We start from the raw sequence: 17,910 nt of genomic DNA, 5'->3' as shown, positions 1-17,910 counted from the left end.
GAGCGGTGGCGGGCGGTGAATCTCCGCCCGCCACCGCGCGACGGTCAGGTGACCGTGACGGTCAGGTTGATCGAGCGGGTCTCCCCGCTGCTGTAGGTGGTCGTCACCCGGGCGGTGAAGGTCCCCTTGCGGGGGTAGCTGTGGGTCGTCGACCGTAGTGTCGCCCCGTGCGTGATGGCGCTGTTGTCGCCGAAGTCCCACGCGTAGTCGGTGATGCTCTGCCCGGACGGCGCCGTTGCCGTGGCGGTGAGCGTGGTGGTCAGGGGTGCGGCGCCGCCGGTCGGGTTGGCGACCAGGGACAGCGTCCCGCCCGGCTCCTGTTTGACCCCGGCGCCGTTGAACCGCAGCCAGTCCAGGGCGAGCAGGTCCGGGGTGCCACCGACCTGGGCCGCGTTGACGAACTTCGCGTACAGGGTGGTGGTGCCGGTGGGCTTGTTGGTCAGCGTGACGGTGGGGGAGACCAGGTTGTCCCACCCGCCGGTGGAGCCGATGGTGGCCGTGCCGATCAGCGTGCCGGTGGGCGAGCCGGTCCGTAGCTCGATGGTGCCGCCGAGCCCGCCGTTGGTCACCCCGAGCGTCACCGAGCCGACGTTGCGCAGGTCCGCCGGCCCGAACGCCACCCAGTCGTTGTGGTCGACGTCGCCGAGCCGCTTGCCGGCACGGGCGGTGGCCCGGTCGTTGATCGCGACGCCGGACTGGGCGCTGAAGTGCTCGGCCTCCTTGCTCTTGGGCTGCAACTGGACGCGGGTCGAGCCGGTGAGCGCCGGTACGCCGCCGGCCGCGCCGCCGTCGGTGTACTGCGCGGTGATCAGCGTGTAGAGGTTCTGCCCCGGCCCGTGCCCGTCACCGGCGTCCGCCTCGGTGGCGAGCAGCCCCGAGCAGCCGGTGTACACGTCCAACGGGTGGGCGTGCTGGTCGTGGCCGAGCTGCGTCTGCACGCTCACCTTGGCGCAGTCGATGGTGGTGTCCTCCGGGTCGGTGACCGTCACCGTGTACGGGATCTTGTCGCCGAAGTCGAAGAACCCTCCGTCGGGCACGGTGATGGTCACCGTGGGCCGGGTGTTGCCGACCACCACCTCGGTGACCGCGGTGGCGGTCAACCCGTTGCCGCTGTTGCGCACGGTCAGTCGGGCGGTGTGCTTCCCGGCCGTCGAGTAGGTGTGGCTCGGGTTGGCGGCGGTGGAGTCGGTGCTGCCGTCGTTGGTGAAGTCCCAGGCGTAGCTGAGCGCCGACCCGTCACCGGCTGACGACCCGGCTGAGGAGAACGTCACCGCCAGCGGGGTGCGTCCGCTGTCCGGGGTGGCGGCGATCTTCGCGGTCGGTGGTCGCCCGTTGGCGACGTAGTCGATGCGGTAGATGCCCGCGCCGGCGTTGCTGCCGCCGCGACCGCTGCCGGTGCCCTCGCCGAAGTCGATGACGTAGAGCGAACCGTCCGGGCCGAACTCCGCCTCGAAGGGCTGGATCCAGCTCATGTTGCCGAAGATCCCGTTGATCGACTGGAGGTCGCCGACGGCGGTCGGACCGAAGCGCGTGTTGCTGAACGTCTGCGCCGTCTTGTGGATCGAGAGCGTCTTAAACCACCTGCGGGTCAGCTCATAGGTGATCCACTTGCCCTCGAAGTACTCGGGGAACTTCGTCGTGCGGGTGTTCGCCGGGTCGTAGTCGTAGACCGGGCCACTCATCGGGCCGCCACCGCCGGTGCCCAGCTCCGGGAACTGGGTGGAGGCCGAGTACGCGTACCAGACCAGCGCGGACTTCGCCGCCGGCAGGGTGGTCAGGCCCGTGTTGTTGGGCGAGTTGTTCACCGGTGCGGCGCAGTTGAACTTCGCCCCCGAGGTGTTGGTGGCGAAGTTGTAGTCGTTGAACGGGATGTTGTTGCCCACGCAGTACGGCCAACCGAAGTTACCCGCGCTCGTGATCCGGTTGAACTCGACGGTCCCCTCCGGACCACGGTTGGCGTCAGCGGCGCGGGCGTCCGGGCCGTAGTCGGCCACCAGCACCGCGTTGGTCTGCGGTTCGACGGTGATCCGGAACGGGTTGCGCATGCCCATCGCGTAGATCTCCGGCCGGGTCCTCGCGGTGCCTGCCGGGAAGAGGTTGCCGCTCGGCACTGTGTACGTACCGTCGGATTGTGGGGTGATCCGCAGGATCTTGCCGCGCAGGTCGTTGGTGTTGCCGGCGGTGCCCTGGGCGTCCCAGGCGGCGCGGCCGGCGCGTTCGTCGACCGGGGTGTATCCGCTGGAGGCGAACGGGTCGGTGTTGTCACCGATCGCCGCGTAGAGCCGCCCGGCCGCGTCCATGGCCAGCGACCCGCCCATGTGCGAGTTCGCCCGACCCTCGCCCCGGTACGTGGGGACGGCCAGCAGGCGTTTCTCCGAGGAGAGCGCGACGCTGTTGTTGGCGACCGTGAACCGGGACAGGTTGAGCTGTTTGAGGGTCTTGTCCGACCAGAGCAGGTAGATCCAGCCGTTGCTGGCGAAGTTGCGGTCCAGGGTCATCCCGAGCAGCCCGTCGGACTGGTCGGTCATCGCCGAGGTGTACGCGAAGTCCAGCAGGGTGGTGACCTGGAGGGTGTCGGAGTTGACCACCTTCAGCGCGCCGGTGCGCTGGATGTAGTAGACCTTCCGGTCCGGGCCCACGGCCAACTCGAAGGGGTCGGCCAGGTTCTCGGTGACCAGCCCCACCCGTTCGAAGTTGCTGGTCTTGGTGGCCGAGCAGTCACCGGCGACCGCGCCGGCCGCCCACTCGATGCCGTAGCGCAGGTGCTCCAGGAACGTCGGCGTGCTGAACTGCGAGCTGGCGTGCCCACCGGCGGTGAACCAGGACCGGCCGCCGTCGTAGCGCTGACACCAGGAGTACGCGTGGTCGACGCCCTCGTCCAGGCCGTTGATGCCGTCGCGCACCTTGATCTGCGCGAGGGTGTGCACGTTGCCGGTCGGGTTGGTCCGCCAGTTGTACCACTCCTCGCTCTGCTCCCAGAGCTCGGGCAGGTTACGCGTCGACGGGTGCGCCCGGTCGAGGACCTTGACCCGACCGGGGAAGGTGCCACCGGTGGACGAGAAGTCGGGGTGGTAGTCGAAGATCGTGCCGACCAGGCCCTCGTACCAGGGCCAGTCGCGCTCGCTCGCCGAGGCGGCGTGCAGGCCGGCCCAGCCGCCGCCGTTGCGGATGAACGTCTGCAACGCGGCCCGCTGGCTGGCGTTGAGCAGGTCGCCAGAGGTCGGGAGCGAGTTGGTGTTGTTGAACACCAGAGCGTCGAAGGTGGCGAGGTTGGCGTCGGTGAACGCCGCGGCGTCGGTGGTGGCGACGACCTCGAAGTTGTGGGCGGCGCCGAGCTGCTGGATCGCGGCGATGCCCGCCGGGATCGAGTCGTGGTAGAAGTTGGTGATCTTGGAGAAGACCAGCACCCGGAAACGCGGTGCGGCTTCGGCGGGCAGGGCGGTGGAGGTGCTCACCACGGTGGCGATGGCGAGCAGGATCAGGCAGAACGCGCGGAGGTGTCGGGGCATGGGGGCGCTCCCTGTCGGACGGTGAGGGGCGGAAAGCGCTTTCTCGCTGCCCGCATCACGGTACTGACAGCCAGTTATGAGCGTCAATAGCATCGGGGTAAGCGGTTTCCTGACGAATGGCAACAGCGACCTGCGGTATAGGTGTCTGCGTTCCGCCGACGGGGTACGGGCCGAACATGACCCTTGAAGAGAGCCACAATCACGTCCACAAGGAGCCACCGCGGTCACGGGGTGCTGGCCGCCCTGCGCTCGCCATCGTCATCGGTCTGGCGACTGGCGCCGCGATGGCCGCCGTCGTCTACACGTACGGCCTCGGCCATTCCGGTTCCCTGGGCGAGAGATCGGTTCCGATCGCGGTCCTGGTCGGGCTGATGGTCACCGCCGGGACGGCGTGGACGATGTTCCGCAAGGGCTGGTAGGCCGCGCCGACGTCGTGCGTGCGCCGGCTGACGGGGCCCACCACATCGGCGTTCTTCCCCTACGATCGGTGGCGGTCGACCTGGGGAGGTCACGTGACGACACCATCGCCTTCGGACCGGATCGACACCAGCGTGGTGCACCCGGCCCGTCGCTACAACTACTGGCTGGGCGGCAAGGACAACTTCGCCGTCGACCGGGAGTCCGGGGACCAGATCGCTGCGGTCTACCCGGGGGTGCGCACCCTCGCCCGGGAAAACCGTGCCTTCCTCGGTCGGGCGGTCCGGTTCCTCGCCGAGGAGGTCGGCGTCCGGCAGTTCCTCGACATCGGCACCGGCATCCCGAGCGCCGACAACACCCACGAGGTGGCCCAGTCCGTCGCCCCCGACTCCCGGGTGGTCTACGTCGACAACGACCCGATGGTGCTGGTCCACGCCCGAGCGCTGCTCACCAGCGACCCGGCCGGGGCCACCGCCTACCTGGACGCGGACCTACGCGACCCGGAGAAGATCCTCGCGGACCCGCAGTTGCACGCCACACTGGACCTGTCCCAGCCGGTGGCCCTGGTGCTGATCGCGGTGACCCACTTCCTCACCGACGACGACCGCCCACACGAGCAGGTCGCCCGGCTGCTCGACGCGCTGCCGTCGGGCAGTTGGCTGGCGCTGACCCACTTCACCACCGACCACATCCCCGTCGAGATCGTCAGGCGGATGGAGGCCGAGTTCGCCGCCGGCCGGATGAAGCAGGACGCGGTACCCCGCGACCGCGCCGAGTTCGCCCGCTTCTTCGCCGGTCTGGAGCTGGCCGAGCCGGGCATCGCCCCGGTCACCGAGTGGCGGCCACAGGTGCCGCCGGAGCAGCGTCCACCCCTGGCCGACGCCTCCATCTACGGCGCGGTGGCCCGCAAGCCCTGACCGGCTGGTCGACCGAGGCGCCCACCCGGCCTTCGCTGATGCCGCTACCAGATGATGATGCCGCCGCGTACCGCCTTGGCGCGCTCCACAGCGTGCCGCATATTGGCCAGGTGGCGCAGAATGCGATCCCCGTTGTACCCAGTCGCGGAAGATAGGTGCTCGACGTTCTCTGTCAGCAGTACGCACTCCCGCTCGAAGGCGTCGAGCTGGCCGGGCGGGACCTGGAGATTTCCACGGTTCTCATCTGTGATGTCAGCAAGTTGCGCCAGGAACGTCGCGCCGAGACGCCGAGCGGCCGCGGAACCCCACAACTCATAACGAAGACCTTCAGCTCCTACTCCGGTGCTGGTGCCCGGCGGATCCACGACAACGTCCCGACCGGCGTAGGCGTCGCCGTCCGGTATCCACACTGAGATATCGAGGCTCATCCCACACTCCCGCCATGTCTCGCCAACCCCGGAATCACCAGCTCGGTCGCTCTGCCCCAAACCGGTTGGTTGCTCCGTAGCCTGCCGTTTACGGTGCACGCGTGACAATGGCTGACGCGGATTGGTGGTCGTTACTCCAAGCGCTGGACGAGCCGGTGGCGCCGGTGGCGGGCGACATCGGGCGGGAGTCGATTCTGCGGGCCCTGGTGGACGGGATCGTGCCAGAGCGGACGCTGGCGGCGTCGAACGAGCGGGTGGCGCGAGGTGACGGTGATGGTCTGGAGGTGCCACGGGACTTCGACCACGCTGCGGCCCAGGGCCGGTTTGACCGGCTCGCAGAGAGGTTGAGCGGTGCCTTTGGATGTCCGTGCGACTCGGGGCTGGCCCAGGACTCGGCCTGTTTCGGCAGCGTGTGGATTCCCGCCGAGGCCAGCCGCAGTCGTACGAAGCGCACGCGGATCCCGTTGTCCTTGACAGTAAGTGTGAGCAAGTTTGGTGGCCTCGCCACCTACGGGGCTTCCAGCCCGAGCGGGCGGCACCCTCACCTGCACCCCGACGACCGGCAACGGATCGAGCAGGCACTGACCGGACTCGGCTACCTCATCGTGCCCGAGCGCATCCTCGCCACGCCCTATGACGGGCCCAACGGCTGGGCGTTCGGCCCGACGGTCGATGCAACCTGGTCCACTCGATTCTTCTCGCACCTGTGAGCACGTCAGGCAAGGAGCAAGGCCCGTCCCCAGTCAGGCAAACGGCTTCGGGTCGAAGCTGATGCCACCCCGCTCGGCCATCCGCAGCACCCGATGGCCGTAGCGCGGGGGTTGGCGCAGGTACAAGGTGTAGCCCAACGCCTGGAACCTCAGGTCCATGTCACGCCCTTCAAGGTGCCAGCAGGGCTCCCCCGAGGGTGCGGGGGACTCCTGGCGCAGGTTCTTCAACTCGAACGGCAGGCACACGGAGTGCAAGGTGCCGGCGATGTCCCACACGTTGTGGAAGGTCAGCGTGGCCGGCGAGACCCAGAAGTGAATCTGCCGCATCGGCCCCGGATCGACCCGGCGCACGATGTAGTCGAGGTCGAGATGCAGCTCCAGGGCCGACGGTGCGGTGGGGTCGAGGTCGTCGTCCTCCCGGTAGTCCAGGGTCGGGTCATCGGGTGGCCCCTCGTCGTCGGTCACGGCGAGCGCGTGAATTCGGCAGTAATCCCACGACGTCTCAGCCAGGTCCCGATCCGTCAAGGTGGCCTTCCGGAGACCGGATTCAGGGTGCACATCCGTCGTCATAAGACGATTGTCGCCATGCACGTCAACAGCGCCAGATGTCAGTCTGCGCGTGCCGGTTCCGCCGGCCGGCTGAAGAAGCGGACGATGTCTTCCGCCGACGCGATGTGGCTCGTCGAGCGGTATACCTCTGAGTCATAGATATACCTCTGAGGTATGCGGCTCCCCACCAACCTTGCCCGCTCGATCCGACGCCAGTCCAGACAGGAGCCCGCGAGTGCACGTCAGCCTGGCGACGAGCGCCGGCAGGGCCGGTCGGCCGAACGAGGACTTCGTCGGCGCGGTTCCCGGCGCTGTCGTCCTGCTCGACGGTGCCGGCATCCCGGGCGCCGAGTCGGCCTGCCGGCACGGTGTCGCCTGGTACACGCACCGCCTCGGCGGCGCGCTGCTCGGCCACCTGTCGCGCGGCGACGGGCGAGACCTCGCCGCGATCCTCGCCACCGCCATCGGTGAGGTTGCCGGCGAGCACGGCGACACCTGCGACATCGCGGATCCCAGCAGCCCGCAGGCCACGGTCGCGATGGTCCGCGTCGACCAGGACCGCCTGGACTGGCTCCTGCTCGCGGATTCCTTCCTCGTTCTCGACCAGGCCGACGGCGGCCCGCAGGTGGTCACCGATGAGCGCGAGACGACTGCCCGGCACGAATGCTCGGCGCCACTGGACCACCTTGTCCAGGGAACACCGGAGTACGACCGGGTGCGCGCTTCCTGCGTCACCGCGCTGCGTTCCCGCCGGAACCAGCCCGGTGGCTACTGGATCGCCAAGGATGACCCGCGCGCGGCGCTGGAGGCGGTGACCGGCAACCGGGCCCTCGCCGACCTGAACGGTGTTGTGCTGCTCAGCAACGGTGCCAGCCGCATCGTCAGCCCGTACGGCCGGACCGACTGGCCGGGGTTGCTGGACCTGCTCGACGCCACCGGGCCGGCCGGCGTCATCGCCCGCGTGCGCCAGGCCGAGGCGCAGGCCGCCGGTGGCACCGATGCGCTGGCCCCGGATGACGCCACCGTGGCGTACTGGACGCGCCTGCCGCGTTGAGAGTCGGCCGGCAGAGTGTCGATGATCCGATAGACGCCTCGATCGACGGACATTCCCCTGGCAGAAGGGCGCTAGGGTTCGGGACGCCCAGGAGTGTGAGACCAAAGGGTCTGTCCGGGCCAGGGTGTCCACACTGCACCGATGGAACAATCGCTGCGACATGAATTGATCAGCGCCTCACCGAGGAGAGCGGGCCAATGCAGGGCGACCTGATAGCGCTTGAGTTGAAGGACGAGACGACGTTTGCCGCGCTGGCGATGGAAATCGACTCGGAGGAGGAGGTCTCCTTTCAGTCGCTCAAAATCAAGCTCAGCGACGTGGCGCAACAGGTGGCGAAGGTCGCCGAGGAGCTGGTGGAGCACGCCCGCAAGGCCGCCCCGACGGACATCGAGGTCACCATGCGCGTCGGCTTCTCGATCACCAACGGCAAGGCGGTGGCGCTCCTCGTGGACGGGAAGGCCGAGGGAGCGGTGGAGTTGAAGTTGGCCTGGAAGGACCTCGCCGGCTGAGATGGCTGACGTCGAGGCCGGCCGGCATCTGTGGGCGGGGCTGGTCGGCGTTCACCAGGGTTCCGTGACGCAGACCGGCTTCATGATCGGGCCGCGGGCTGTCGCCACGGCCACGCACGGGCTGGACCGGACCGGGCCGGTCAAGATCCGCCGCATTGGCCGGTCTGCCGACGCGGTCGACGAGCCGGCGGCCGTCCTCGTCTGGGACAAGCAGCGCGACCTCTGCCTCCTGACCGTCGAGGACGCGGACGACTTCTGGTTCATCCCGGACCCCCGTCCCCCCACTCTTGCCGCGGAGTACGTGGTCGTCAGCTGCGTCGACCGGCGCGCCGAGACGACACTGGTGGTCAACGAAGGGCTCGTCGAGGACGACGGGATCGCATGGCTCAAGCTCCGGTCGGGGCAGATTCAGCGGGGATACAGCGGCGCACCGGTGCTCGACCGCGAGGACGGCCGGCTCGTCGGCATGGTCCGGGTCACGCGCGGGCGGCAGACGGATCTGGGCGGTCACGCCCTGCTGGGTACGGAGATCGCTCAGCTCCGAACCTCGCTGGGCCTCGACAGACACGATCGCCGGATGCAGATCAGGCACGCCGCCAGCGGACTCGCCTGGCCCCCGCGCAGTCTGATTCGCGGAGACGCGCCCTCGGACCTGGTGGAACTCATCGGCCGGGAGGAGGAGATCGCCGCGCTGGATTCGCGCGACGCGCCCCGCCACCGCCTCGTCGTCGGTGACGCACTCGCCGGTAAGTCGGCGCTGGCCGGCGTCTGGGTGCGCCTCGCGCACATCCCCGCAGGTGACACGGCGTACGTCGACGCGGCGTTGGCCCCTCCGGCCCCTGCGCAGCATCCCGTGGTGGGGATCGTCCTGCCGGTGCTCGGTGTGAACATCCCGCAGGACCCGTTCGGGAGCCGCTCCGACGAGGAGACGCTGGCGTTGGCCTGCTGGACGATCATGCGCGACCTGCGCGGAGGCCGGATCGTCATCGACCTCCAGCACCAGGTCGTCGACGCCGCCGCCGACGCGGATCTCACGGCGCTCATGAAGGCCGCCGAACGAATGAACGCCGCGGTCGTCCTCGTCGGACGGGACCTCGGCGACGAGCTGTCCTTCGTCGGGCTCTGCACCGCTGTCGAGGTCGGGCCGATCAGCCGTACGGACGCGGCGGCGCTGATCGCCCGCGCCACCCTCGGCCGAGTGTCACAGGAGGAGGCCGAGAACGCGCTGGAGCTCGTCGACCCGCGGTGCCTTCTTCCCGGCGAGATCCTGGCGGCCTGCGCACTAGACGAGGACGACGACGCGGTCGACCTCGCCATCGCCCTGTCCGAGCGATTCGATCTGCCCATCTTCGACCCCACCGCAGCGATCCTGGACGAGCCGGTCGCGGCTCTCGGCGACCCCGGGCTGGCGATCGCCGGTGCCGGCCCAGACGGAGAGGGCTCCCACGACGTGCCGCCGCTCACCCGGGAGGACCTCGAACAGCAGGTGCTGGCCTCCGCCCACGACCCACTCGGCATCCGGGCGCCCGCGGCGACGCGTCGGGAACTGGCCCCTGGCGCGTTCAGCGCCGACGCCATCTGGCTCGACGAGTGGCCGGGCACCGCGCCGTTCGTCTTCGAGGTGAACGCGCTGACCTCCGAACAGGGGCTCGCGATGCAGGACATCGCGCATCGCGTGTCCAGCCGATCGTTGCGACCCGAGTGGGTGGAGTCGCTCTACCGGCAGATCGTCGAGCTCGAAGGCCGAGGCGACGAAAGCGGCCCGTCGATGCGGGTCCGCCTGCGGCTCTGGCGCAGCCAGATCCACGCGGGCGACGTGGCCGCCGCCAGTCGCACGTTCGCCGAGGTCGGTGGGGTGCGTACGGTCAACCGCATCGTCGAGACGGGGAGCCACTTCGAGCAGGTTCAGGACGCTCAGGTGCTCGTGTTGGCGTGGTGGCTGGGGATTGGCACTGATGATGCCGTCGGCGCCGCGCTCGGAGCGTGGCTGAGCGCCGCCGTCGTCGACGAGCACCTGGCCGGCCGTGCCGACGTACGGATCGTGCTGCACGACGTGCTCCGCGCGGTCACCGTCCGGCCGCTGCCCTCCCCGGACGGTCTCCGCGCCGTCGGTGAGTGGTGCCTGTCCCAGGTGGAGGACGACCGCTCCTTCCTGGCAGACCCGGGCACCTGGACGATGTACGTCTCGCTGATCGGTCGCGCCGGCGACTTCAGCGGCGACCACTCGCTCACCGAGGTCTTCCTCACGCGGGCGCTGCGCGCGCTCACGCTGCACGTGGAGTTGCTCAAATCCCTCGCTCTGGCGGGGGACAGCCGCCCCCTCCTGGCCATCGCGAGACAGCAGAGGCGGCTCCATCGGCTGGAGCGGAGCCGGCGCACCGGAGAACCCGGGCGACTACAGCTCGCGCGGGACCTGCTGACGTGGACCGTGGAGAACGCGCCGACCGCGGACGCGTTCCTGAGCCTGCTCGTCGCCGACCCCACGCTCAAGGTGACCCGGGAGGGCGACAACGCGGTCGACTCCGACCTGCCCGCGCACCGCTCCGCCGAGAGTCAGCTCGCGCCGATCAAGCGCGCCTACCGCAGGTGGCGGAGGAGCAACCCGCAGATCACTCCGCTCATCGTGGAGATCGAATACCAGTTGGTGCGCACGGAGTGGGCGATAACGGGTTCCCTCCTGAGACAGGCGCGGGTGTCCGATGAGCGCTGGTTGAACCGCCCGATCCCGCACAAGCTGGCCGTACTGAAACAGCTCGGCGAGGTACGCCGGAAGAGACTCGCCTCCCTGGCGAAACGATGCGGCGACTCGGTCGAAGCGGTCGAGCGGGAGGCGCACAACGAGTTGCAGCTCCAGACGGCTCTCGCCATCGTGGCGCACCTGCCCCTCGACCTCCGCGCGGTCGACGAGATCCTGGCCCGTGGGCGGCGGTCCTTCCCGTCCAACCCCCGCATGGCGCACCTGCTCGCGGCCCATCACCGGCACCGACGGCAGTTCGCCACGGCGGCGGCCGCCTATCTCGACGCCTACAGCCTCGCGCTCGGCGATCCGCTGTTGCGCATGCGTGCCGCGGTGGGCGCGTGCGAATCGCTGTCGCAGGCCTACGCGGCGGGGGAGTGCGCCCGAGATGAGCTGGTGGTGGCGGCGGCACGAGCCGAACTCCACGAGTCCACTGACTTCTCCGCGTCGATCGTCTGTGCCCTGGCGCGGCTCGAACTGCACGGCACCCTGTCGGAGGGCTACGGCAAGCTCGCCCACACGATCGCGCGGGTGGGGAGCTTCTCCCGGCTCGCCACCGACATGCGCTCGATCCGGGCCGAGATCGCAACCGCCGTCGGGCCGGAGAGCGCGCCGTTGGTCGACAGATTCCTCCACGACTTCACGGATGTGGGCCTGCTCGTCGCGCTCGGGGCGATGTTCGTCCGGTCACACACGCTGTCGCCGAGTGAGGGGCTTGAGCGGCTCACGGCCGCGCTCGTCCTCTTGGACGGGGTGCGGATCATGGCCGGGACCGTCTGGAACGTGCCGTCGGTGAACTTCCAACAGGGCCGTGCCCTGCTGGCGGCCTGCAAGCAGTTCCAGACGCCGAATCCGATCGGTTGGGACAAGGATCGCGAGCGATCCGACATCGACCTGGCCTACGCCAAGTTCCAGTCCGCCGTCGATCTGTCCGTCGACTCGTTCCGGGAGACCGTGCTCGGCTTCATGCGTGAGACGGGGGAGCTGCGACAGAAGCTCGGTCGTCCGACCCCTCCGGGGCAGTGATCGGGGCGGTGATGATCCGGCTGGGCACCACCGGCGCGTCCCGGCCCGTGCCCCGCCGACCGTCGCCACCTGACGATTGCTCGTGGTAGTCCCGCTCCACGTTGACCGACCAGACGTCGTGCGTACTCCCGGTGGCGATGTTCTCGGCGGTGAGCATGGCGGTCAGCATCGAGTGGTCCTGGTTGTTGTAGCGGTGCATGCCGTTGCGGCCCACCGGGTGCACGTTCGGCACCGCCTCGGCCAGCCAGGCCCGGATCACGTCCACGTTGTGCTGGTAGCGCTCGTCGTACACCGGGTAGGCCTTGGGCATGCGCACGACGTAGCCGGCCTCCACCACGCCGGGCCGAACCAACCCCAACCGCTCCAGCTCCGCGGTGGCGAGGGCCACCAGGTCGGCATCCGGGGTACGCCACATCTCGTCGTCCTCGAACACGAAGTACTCCAGGCCCAGGCAGGTGCGGCCGTCCTTGACGAGGTACGGCGACCAGGAGCCGAAGTTCTGGATCCGGCCCACCCGCACTCCCGGGTCGTGCACGTAGATCCAGTTGTCAGGGAACGAGAACTCCGCCGGCACGACCAGGGCGACAGTCAGGAAGTCGCGGTACCGCAGGTCGGCCGCGCAGGCCCGCACCTCCGGCGGCGCCGGCGGGTGAAGCGCGGTCACCAGCTCCGAGAGCGGCATGGACGAGATCACGTGGTCGGCCGCTTCGGTACGCTGCCCGCCCGCGCCGTTGACAGTCACGCTGATCGCCCGTCGTCGGGCCGGGTCGCGGTGCACCGCGGTGACCCAACTGCCGGTGGAGAGGCGACCGCCCCGTTCGCGGACCTGCTCGGCGCAGCGCTCCCACATCATCCCGGGCCCGTACTTCGGGTACTGGAACTGCTCGATCAGGCTCGTCACGTCGGTGCGCCGACCCCGGGGCAGCAGCGCGTTGCGGATCGCCGTGGCCAGCGACAGGTTCTTGATCCGTTGCGCCGCCCAGTCGGCCTGCAACCGGTTCGCCGGCATCCCCCAGACCTTCTCGGTGTACGTCTTGAAGAAGATCGAGTACAGCCGCCAGCCGAATCGGGCCGACACCCAGCCCTCGAAGTGTGACTGGTCCCGTGGTGGCCGCAGCCGGGCACGGGCGTACGAGCCGAGGCAGCGGGCGGCCTCCGGCAGGCCCAGGTTCCGCAGCGCGTTCATGGCGCTGAGCGGGTAGTTGAACAGGGCACCCCGGTAGAAGATGCGGCTCATCCGGGGCCGGGTCAGGAAGTCCTCGTCCGGCAGGATCTCGTGCCAGAACGCCTCCACCCGGGGCACCTTCGTGAAGAAGCGGTGCCCGCCGATGTCGAACCGCCACCCGTCGCGCTCCACGGTGCGACTGATCCCGCCGACCACCTCGTCGGCCTCGAACACCTGCACCGACCGGCCGTGCCGGAGCAACTCGTACGCCGCGGTGAGCCCGGCCGGCCCCGCACCGATGACCACCGTGCCGTTCTGCTCGCTCATGTTGGCGCGCTCCCTGTTCACCGCCATGGTTGAGGCGCGGCGTCTACCCGTTCTGCGCAGAATGTCACACTTAGCGGTAGCTGGTCCCCGCTTCGGCGGGGCGCGCTGCGGCGTACCACGAGAAGAGCGACTCCTCCGCACGGCCGGCGACCGGGGGAGCGGGGGAGCGGGGCGGATGGACCGGTGGCGGAGCGGCGCGGCGACCCTGGCCGTCCGGGCGGTCGCGGCAGGCCGCTTCGGAGCGCGCCTGGCCCGTCGGGTGCCGGCGCCCTGGGCGTACGTCATCTGCCTGTTCCTCGGCGCGAAGCTGCTGCTCACCCTGCTCGGGCTCCTGGTCCTGCACGCCTGGGACGGCGTCCCCGGAGCCCCGCCGGCGAACGAGGCGTTGATGTGGGCGCAACAACGGGAGATCTCCGGGCACCGGTGGATCTCCCTCTGGTTCGCCTGGGACTCGATGCTCTACCTGCGGCTGAGCACACTGCCCCTGACCGGGCCGTGGGTGGATTTCGGCTTCCCCCTGCTGTACCCGTTCCTGGCCCGGCCGGTCGGCGTGCTGCTGGGCGGCGACACCGCCCTCGCCCTGCTGCTGATCAGCAATGTCGCGTTCCTGCTGGCGCTCTGGTACGGCTACCGGCTGGCGGAGCTGCTACTCGGCGACGCCGACGCGGCCCGCCGGTTCACCAGGTACCTGGTGCTGCTGCCGACCGCGTTCCTGTTCCAGGCGGCGCTGACCGAGTCGCTCTTCGTCTGCCTCGCGTTGGCCGCGTTCTACTACGCCGAGCGACACCGGTGGCTGCTGGTCGGCGTGGTCGGCTACTTCCTGGCGATGAGCCGCTCCGTCGGCCTGCTCGTGGTGCTGCCACTGGCCCTGGTGCTGCTCCGGCAGCACGACTGGCGGCTCGGCCCGCGCGCCCTGCTCGGCTACCTGCGGATCGGCTGGCCGTTGCTGCTGCTGCCCGCCGGGTGGTTCACGTTCATGGCGTACTGCCGGTGGCGGGGTGGGGACTGGTTCGCCTACCAGCACGCCCAGCAGACCGGATGGGGCATCGAGGTGCAGAACCCCGTTCCGGTGCTGCTGAACGGGTTGGTCGGGGAGCCGAGTGACGCCGCTCGGGTGTGGTTCGCCGTGGCCGTCCTGGCCGTGCTGATCGCGGGGTTCCGCCGCCGGGAGCTGGCCTATCTGGTGTACGGCGTCCTCATGGTGCTGGTGCCGCTGTCGATGGGCCCGCCGGTGTACAAGAGCCTGCTGCGCTATCTGCTCGCCGCCTTCCCGGTGGCGCTGGTGCTGGCCCGCTGGACCCGGCGCGCCAGCGTCGACGTGTGGCTGACCGCGACGCTCGCCGTGGTGCAGGGCGTGCTGTTCGTGCTCTGGCTCACCTACTGGACTCACATGATCATCTGATCGGGCCAGGCCCCGGCGCGACCCCCGCCGCCGCACCTGTGCGAGCCTGCTACCCGTCGTTGGAAGTGCACAGTTCCAGGAGGCCCGGTGTTCGCCCTGCCGCTGACCGAGGACGTCGAGCTGCGCCCGCTGGACCCGTGGCGGGCCGAGGAGTTCCTCAGCCACCTCGACCGGGCCCGCCAGCACATCCAGCCCTGGGTGTCGCCGTCCTTCGTCGCCACCGACCTGCCGTCGGCCCGCGCGGTGCTGCAGCGGTACGCCGACCGTTGGGCCAGCGACAGCGGCGGCATCTGGGGGCTGTGGTGGCGGGGCACTCTCGTCGGTGGGGTCATGTTCGTGTCGTTCGACGTGACCCGGGGCGTCTGCGAGGTCGGTTGCTGGGTCGAGCCGGCGGCGCAGGGCAGGGGCCTGGTCGCCCCGGCGGTGCGCCGGATCGTCGACTGGGCGGTGCGCGAGCGCGGCATCCAGCGGGTGGAGTGGCGTACCAACGCCGACAACACCCGCAGCAAAGCCCTCGCCCACCGGCTCGGCCTGCGCCTCGACGGCACGCTGCGCCAGGTCAGCCCCGGTCCGCACGGTCGCATCGACCTTGAGGTCTGGTCGGTGCTGGCCGACGAGTGGCCCGCCGCGCCACTCAGCGTCCACTGACGACAGCGAATAGTTGTCATACCCGCGCGGCACCATGCATCCATGGCCGTCCCCGCGCTCACCCCTCATCCCGACCCGCCGCGTTCCGTGCCGCTGCGTGAGGCGCGCACCCGGTTCAGCCAGCTCGTCGCGCTGGCCGAGCTGACCGACGCGGTCACCGTCGTCACCCGCGACGGCGATCCCCGCCCGGTCGCCGCGATCGTCCCCGCCGCAGCCGCCCGCAGCGGCGCGCAGGCCCGCGCCGACGCCGACCGGCTCGCCACGGTCACCGCCGGTTGGGCCCGCCGCCTCGAGGAGCAGCACCGGCGCAGCAGTCAGCGGCACGCCGCCGAGCTGGGCGCGGTCCGCGCGGCCCTGGCCGAGGTGTGGGCCGAGCTGGATCGCCGGGTCGTCCCGGGCAGCGACCCGACGTTGGCCCGGCTGCGCGCCGCACACGCCGACCTGCTCGCGGGTTGACTCGCGTCCCCACTGCGTCCGGCCGCACCGGCTGAGGTGGGTCCCGCGCCGCATGTCCGGCGCCGCCCCGGCTGAGTCGCGCCCGCGCCGCATGTTCGGTGCCGCTCTGGCTGAGTCGCGCCCGCGCCGCGTGTGCGGTGCCGCTCTGGCTGACGACCTCCGCGTTGCCTGTGTCCGCGTTGGTTGGGAGGTGAGCCTGCGCGGGGCAGCGGCCGTCGGGTCAGCCAGTGGCCGGGTAGGCATGGGTCTCGGTCGCCTTGACCGCCACCCAGACCCGCTGGCCGGGGATCAGCCGCAGCTTGGCGGCGGCGGCCGGCGTGACGTCAGCGGCAACCCCGATCGGCCCGTCCAGTTGCACCCGCACGTTGTCACCGTGCCGTTGGACGCCGGCCACGGTGCCCGCCCAGGTGTTGCGCGGGCTGCCCTCCGGCCGGGCCGGGTGCAGAGCCACCGCGGCCGGGCGGAACGCCACGAACGCTTCGCCGTCCAACCGGTCGGCGACCGTGAGCGTCAGCTCCGGAGCGACCCGCACCCCGTGCCCGTCGGCGCGGCCCCGGTACAGGTTCAGCCCGACCAACCGGGCGACGTAGTCGGTGCGCGGACGGGCGGTGACGCTCGGCCCGTCGCCCTCCTGCACCACCCGGCCACCCTCCACGATGACCAGTCGGTCGGCCAGCGCCAGCGCGTCCAGCGGGTCGTGAGTGACCAGCACCGTCGCGCCCGCATGGGCGGACAGATGTCGGTGCAGCTCCGCGCGGGTGTCCAGCCGGGTGCGGGCGTCCAGCGCGGCGAGCGGCTCGTCCAGCAGCAGCAGCGACGGTGCCACGGCCAGCGCGCGGGCCAGCGCCACCCGCTGCGCCTGACCGCCGGAGAGCTGCCGGGGCCGTCGCTGCGCCTGCGCGTCAAGCCCGACCCGACCCAGCCACTCCCGGGCCGTGGCGCGGGCGGCCCGCCGCTCGACGCCGTGCCGGCGCGGCCCGAAGGCCACGTTGTCGAGTGCGCTGAGGTGCGGAAAGAGCAGGTAGTCCTGGAAGACCACGCCGATCGACCGGCGCTCGGTGGGCACCCAGCCCCCGGTCGCCGGGCGGTCCAGGTCGACGCCGTCGAGGGTGACGTGCCCGTCGGTGAGCGGATGTAGCCCGGCCAGCGCCCGCAACGCGGTGGTCTTGCCGGCGCCGTTCGGGCCGAGAAGCGCCACCACTTCGCCCGGCGCTACCCGCAGCGGCACGTCGAGTCGGAAGGCGCCCCGGTCGACGACGAGGCGGGCGTCGAGGAGCCGACCGGTCATGCGGTGGTCATCCAGCGGTCCCGCAACGCCACCAGGATGCCTACCGACACGACGAGCAGCACCAGGCTGAGCACGATCGCGGACTCCAGGTCGGTCTCCAACGCCAGGTAGACGGCGAGCGGCATGGTCTGCGTCCGACCGGGGTAGTTGCCGGCGAAGGTGATGGTGGCACCGAACTCGCCGAGCGCCCGCGCCCAGCACAGCACCGCCCCGGCGGCCAGACCGGGCGCCACCAGCGGCAGTGTGACGTGGGTGAAGGTGGTCCACCGGCTGGCGCCCAACGTCGCCGCGGCCTCCTCGTAGCGGTGGTCGGCGGCGCGCAGCGCACCCTCGACGGCGATCACCAGGAACGGCATGGCGACGAACGATTCGGCCAGCACGACACCCGCCGTGGTGAACGGCAGGGTGATGCCGAACGTGGCGTCGAGCCAGCCGCCGACCAGGCCACGCCGACCGAAGACCAGCAACAACGCCACCCCACCGACCACCGGCGGCAGCACCAGCGGCACGGTGACCAGGGCGCGTACCAGCCGACGGCCGGGAAACTCGACCCGGGCCAGAACCCAGGCGAGCGGCACCCCGAGCAGGAGGCAGAGCGCGGTGGCCAGAGTGGCGGTCTGCACCGACAGCCGCAGAGCGGTCAACGCGCCCGGCTCGGTGAGCCGCTCCGGCAGAGTCGTCCACGGTGCCCGGATCAGCAACCCGGCCAACGGCAGGACGAGGAACAGCAACCCCAGCCCGGCGGGGATCAGCAGAGCCGCCGGTACC

General features: G+C 70.5%; 15 protein-coding genes. 9 read left to right on the top strand and 6 right to left on the bottom strand.

The window, feature by feature from the left end:
- Positions 1-44: 44 nt before the first annotated feature.
- The gene (locus tag ACQP0U_RS16990; protein WP_433308151.1) at positions 45-3,509 is read right to left on the bottom strand and encodes a ThuA domain-containing protein; all 3,465 of its coding nucleotides are present in this window, start codon (positions 3,507-3,509) and stop codon (positions 45-47) included.
- A 176-nt stretch (positions 3,510-3,685) separates the two neighbouring features.
- Between ACQP0U_RS16990 and ACQP0U_RS16985 the strand changes: the two genes are divergently transcribed.
- Both ACQP0U_RS16985 and ACQP0U_RS16980 read left to right on the top strand, forming a co-directional pair.
- Positions 3,686-3,928, top strand: a complete 243-nt coding sequence (locus ACQP0U_RS16985) for a hypothetical protein (RefSeq protein WP_433308149.1) — start codon at positions 3,686-3,688, stop codon at positions 3,926-3,928.
- A gap of 93 nt (positions 3,929-4,021) precedes the next feature.
- Positions 4,022-4,843: an SAM-dependent methyltransferase gene (locus tag ACQP0U_RS16980; RefSeq protein ID WP_433308147.1), complete on the top strand. Its 822-nt coding sequence runs from the start codon at positions 4,022-4,024 to the stop codon at positions 4,841-4,843.
- Between the two features lie 44 nt (positions 4,844-4,887).
- Here ACQP0U_RS16980 and ACQP0U_RS16975 read toward each other — a convergent pair whose 3' ends face one another.
- Positions 4,888-5,271 (bottom strand): hypothetical protein, encoded by a 384-nt coding sequence (locus ACQP0U_RS16975; protein WP_433308145.1) that lies wholly within the window; start codon positions 5,269-5,271, stop codon positions 4,888-4,890.
- 164 nt (positions 5,272-5,435) lie between these two features.
- On the opposite strand from ACQP0U_RS16975, the gene ACQP0U_RS16970 reads away from it, so the two are divergent.
- On the top strand, positions 5,436-5,981 hold the full coding sequence (locus ACQP0U_RS16970) for a hypothetical protein (RefSeq protein WP_433308144.1): 546 nt from the start codon (positions 5,436-5,438) through the stop codon (positions 5,979-5,981).
- 33 nt (positions 5,982-6,014) lie between these two features.
- Here the strand turns inward: ACQP0U_RS16970 and ACQP0U_RS16965 are convergent, their stop codons facing one another.
- A complete protein-coding gene (locus ACQP0U_RS16965; RefSeq protein WP_433308142.1) occupies positions 6,015-6,446 on the bottom strand; it encodes a hypothetical protein in 432 nt (143 codons plus the stop codon).
- A 319-nt stretch (positions 6,447-6,765) separates the two neighbouring features.
- On the opposite strand from ACQP0U_RS16965, the gene ACQP0U_RS16960 reads away from it, so the two are divergent.
- The 3 genes from ACQP0U_RS16960 (at position 6,766) to ACQP0U_RS16950 (ending at position 11,856) form a co-directional block, all read left to right on the top strand.
- Positions 6,766-7,584: a hypothetical protein gene (locus tag ACQP0U_RS16960; RefSeq protein WP_433308141.1), complete on the top strand. Its 819-nt coding sequence runs from the start codon at positions 6,766-6,768 to the stop codon at positions 7,582-7,584.
- 197 nt (positions 7,585-7,781) lie between these two features.
- The gene (locus tag ACQP0U_RS16955; protein WP_433308139.1) at positions 7,782-8,093 is read left to right on the top strand and encodes a CU044_2847 family protein; all 312 of its coding nucleotides are present in this window, start codon (positions 7,782-7,784) and stop codon (positions 8,091-8,093) included.
- Position 8,094: 1 nt separating this feature from the next.
- Positions 8,095-11,856, top strand: a complete 3,762-nt coding sequence (locus ACQP0U_RS16950; protein WP_433308137.1) for a trypsin-like peptidase domain-containing protein — start codon at positions 8,095-8,097, stop codon at positions 11,854-11,856.
- On the opposite strand, the gene ACQP0U_RS16945 is transcribed toward ACQP0U_RS16950, so the two are convergent.
- On the bottom strand, positions 11,795-13,348 hold the full coding sequence (locus ACQP0U_RS16945) for an NAD(P)/FAD-dependent oxidoreductase (protein ID WP_433308135.1): 1,554 nt from the start codon (positions 13,346-13,348) through the stop codon (positions 11,795-11,797). The two genes, ACQP0U_RS16950 and ACQP0U_RS16945, sit on opposite strands and share 62 nt — an antisense overlap.
- Positions 13,349-13,523: 175 nt before the next feature.
- On the opposite strand from ACQP0U_RS16945, the gene ACQP0U_RS16940 reads away from it, so the two are divergent.
- The 3 genes from ACQP0U_RS16940 (at position 13,524) to ACQP0U_RS16930 (ending at position 15,854) form a co-directional block, all read left to right on the top strand.
- Complete coding sequence (locus ACQP0U_RS16940; protein WP_433308134.1) at positions 13,524-14,750, top strand: hypothetical protein; 1,227 nt, start codon at positions 13,524-13,526, stop codon at positions 14,748-14,750.
- Positions 14,751-14,837: 87 nt separating this feature from the next.
- The gene (locus tag ACQP0U_RS16935; protein WP_433308132.1) at positions 14,838-15,398 is read left to right on the top strand and encodes a GNAT family N-acetyltransferase; all 561 of its coding nucleotides are present in this window, start codon (positions 14,838-14,840) and stop codon (positions 15,396-15,398) included.
- 42 nt (positions 15,399-15,440) lie between these two features.
- On the top strand, positions 15,441-15,854 hold the full coding sequence (locus ACQP0U_RS16930; protein ID WP_433308131.1) for a type II toxin-antitoxin system Phd/YefM family antitoxin: 414 nt from the start codon (positions 15,441-15,443) through the stop codon (positions 15,852-15,854).
- Between the two features lie 220 nt (positions 15,855-16,074).
- Here ACQP0U_RS16930 and ACQP0U_RS16925 read toward each other — a convergent pair whose 3' ends face one another.
- Positions 16,075-17,142 carry an ABC transporter ATP-binding protein gene (locus tag ACQP0U_RS16925; RefSeq protein ID WP_433308129.1) on the bottom strand — a complete coding sequence of 356 codons (1,068 nt, stop codon included), beginning with the start codon at positions 17,140-17,142 and terminating at the stop codon, positions 16,075-16,077.
- On the bottom strand, positions 17,139-17,897 hold the full coding sequence (locus tag ACQP0U_RS16920; RefSeq protein ID WP_433320909.1) for an ABC transporter permease: 759 nt from the start codon (positions 17,895-17,897) through the stop codon (positions 17,139-17,141). The genes ACQP0U_RS16925 and ACQP0U_RS16920 overlap by 4 nt, the downstream gene beginning before the upstream one ends.
- Positions 17,898-17,910: the final 13 nt, after the last annotated feature.

This window comes from Micromonospora sp. CA-269861 (genome assembly GCF_050948505.1).
In the GTDB taxonomy this organism is placed as follows: Bacteria; Actinomycetota; Actinomycetes; order Mycobacteriales; family Micromonosporaceae; genus Micromonospora.
Note: the sequence above shows the minus strand (reverse complement) of the source record. Positions and strands in the feature narration are given on the sequence as shown.

What these genes read in the sequence shown, in the direction of transcription:
- ACQP0U_RS16990 (WP_433308151.1), bottom strand. Translation starts at nt 3,509, where the DNA reads ATGCCCCGACACCTCCGCGCGTTCTGCCTGATCCTGCTCGCCATCGCC.
- ACQP0U_RS16985 (WP_433308149.1), top strand. Translation starts at nt 3,686, where the DNA reads ATGACCCTTGAAGAGAGCCACAATCACGTCCACAAGGAGCCACCGCGG.
- ACQP0U_RS16975 (WP_433308145.1), bottom strand. Translation starts at nt 5,271, where the DNA reads ATGAGCCTCGATATCTCAGTGTGGATACCGGACGGCGACGCCTACGCC.
- ACQP0U_RS16955 (WP_433308139.1), top strand. Translation starts at nt 7,782, where the DNA reads ATGCAGGGCGACCTGATAGCGCTTGAGTTGAAGGACGAGACGACGTTT.
- ACQP0U_RS16950 (WP_433308137.1), top strand. Translation starts at nt 8,095, where the DNA reads ATGGCTGACGTCGAGGCCGGCCGGCATCTGTGGGCGGGGCTGGTCGGC.
- ACQP0U_RS16945 (WP_433308135.1), bottom strand. Translation starts at nt 13,348, where the DNA reads ATGAGCGAGCAGAACGGCACGGTGGTCATCGGTGCGGGGCCGGCCGGG.
- ACQP0U_RS16940 (WP_433308134.1), top strand. Translation starts at nt 13,524, where the DNA reads ATGGACCGGTGGCGGAGCGGCGCGGCGACCCTGGCCGTCCGGGCGGTC.
- ACQP0U_RS16930 (WP_433308131.1), top strand. Translation starts at nt 15,441, where the DNA reads ATGGCCGTCCCCGCGCTCACCCCTCATCCCGACCCGCCGCGTTCCGTG.
- ACQP0U_RS16925 (WP_433308129.1), bottom strand. Translation starts at nt 17,142, where the DNA reads ATGACCGGTCGGCTCCTCGACGCCCGCCTCGTCGTCGACCGGGGCGCC.